At 58.2% G+C, this 1,744-nt stretch carries 2 protein-coding genes; one reads left to right on the forward strand and one right to left on the reverse strand.

The window, feature by feature from the left end:
• On the reverse strand, window positions 1-548 hold a 548-nt coding region (locus KBX34_RS32865; RefSeq protein WP_210928959.1), incomplete at its 3' end, for a toll/interleukin-1 receptor domain-containing protein.
• 542 nt (window positions 549-1,090) lie between these two features.
• Here KBX34_RS32865 and KBX34_RS32870 point away from each other — a divergent pair.
• A partial coding sequence (locus KBX34_RS32870; RefSeq protein ID WP_210928960.1) for a helix-turn-helix transcriptional regulator occupies window positions 1,091-1,744 on the forward strand: 654 nt, incomplete at its 3' end.

Here is a 1,744-nt window from a genome sequence, read left to right on the forward strand (position 1 = left end):
TCTCCACCTACCTGTACAGCACCATTGAAGGTGATACCGGTTGATGTGGGCCCGGAACTGCTCGCCTCAACTTTCACACCTGGACTTTCGGAGACCATAAACTCTCGAAGACCACGAAACAGGCGCGCGAGGTCTTGATCAATGCTTCGGTGACGCAACGTAAGGTATTGCCTGTCAGCTAGAGCGCTAAGCGACGCTGGGAGCTCACCGGCCTTCAGCCTGACGGCTCCCCCAACTAGGACCGGGATGACACCGATGCCTATTTGCAGCGCAAATTCAATCTCCTGTCGCACAAAGTCGTCCTCGCGGTCTATACGCCTTCCACGCTCCCCGTCGCGAAGCAACCACTTGGGCCCCACTACGACGACCATCGCAACGCATTTCGCGAGCTGCCCCCATAGAATTGGGCGAAAGTCAGATCCGAGCGGAATTGATTTACTGTCGAAGAATGCTGTTCCCTCCCCAAATTTTTGGTCGATGGCTTCGGCTAAGAGCACTGCTGTCGACGGATCGTCGTTGTTGCGATAGCTGACAAACACCTTCGCCACTTGGGCCCACCCCGAGGTTAGATCACATGAACCGAGATCATTCAGATTTGCGATCGATGCTATATGTCATGCAGGCACCCTGGGGTGCGCCGTATCGTTAGACCTGACTGTCCGAAGGTGCATCACTCGATGATCGTCCGTTGAGGATTCGGGGGCCACCCGGTGACCGTTGACCGCTTCAGGAGACACGGGAAACCTTGTCAGGAGAGGCAGCCAGCTTCCGTCTCGCGGACAACCCCAAGCGGATGCACCTGCAGCGATCGCCCAACCGAACGCAAGTGCAGAGGTTAACTCGGGCCACAAGAGGGCCACCGCTGCGCCACTGAAGGTCAAGATGCCGACGGGCACCCAGCGGGTTCGGCTTGAACGAAGGAGTTTCACTTAGACCATCCAATCCTTGGGATTCAGGCCGCCGGACTCTTCCAATGAATCACGGTCGTCGGCTAGGTTCGTTTCAGCGCTCGTGATTAACAGCTTGCACGTCGGTGAGATCAACGGAAACCGTTGACCGACTCGCTGGCCCTTAGGAAACGGGAGACCATATGAACAACGACATCGAGGGAGATCCCGCGCATTTCGGAAGTAGACTGCGGAAGCTACGCATTGATGCGGGGCTATCGCTTGCTGACCTAAGCCGGATAGTCCATTACAGTAAAAGCTACCTCAGTAAAATCGAGAATGGCCTTAAGGTCCCCAGCCTGGATCTTGCGCGTCGATGCGACGCACAGTTGGGGGCCGGCGGAGCTTTGGCTGCGCTCGTCCAAGACCTGCCGCCGGCCGCCACTCTCAGCGCAGCACGGCCTGCGGATATCTGGACCATGGGGCTCAGCCCCGACGGGCGTAGTGAATTCACCGGCCTGCATAGACAAGACCTTCATTCGGCGGGAGTGGTGACCGTCTTCAACTGGCATCTGCGGCCAACGGTTAGTCCACGGCATACCGAGGGCGCGACCTTACCCGCGTTCTTAACGATGTTCCAAGAGGCGCGTCGGCTTGGACAGACGATCTCCCCTGCGGCGCTGATCCCGGTGCTCGTTGCGCAGACCAACGCCCTTCGGGTAATGGCGCCACAGGCGCGACCTGACGAGCGAAGTCGCCTGTTGATATTGGCTGCGCGTTTTGCCGAGTACACCGGCTGGATGGCTCAGGAAGCGGGAGATGATGATGCCGCAATGTGGTGGACAGACCATGCCTGT

The organism is Micromonospora sp. M61, from assembly GCF_018070245.1.
Classification (GTDB): domain Bacteria; phylum Actinomycetota; class Actinomycetes; order Mycobacteriales; family Micromonosporaceae; genus Micromonospora; species Micromonospora zamorensis.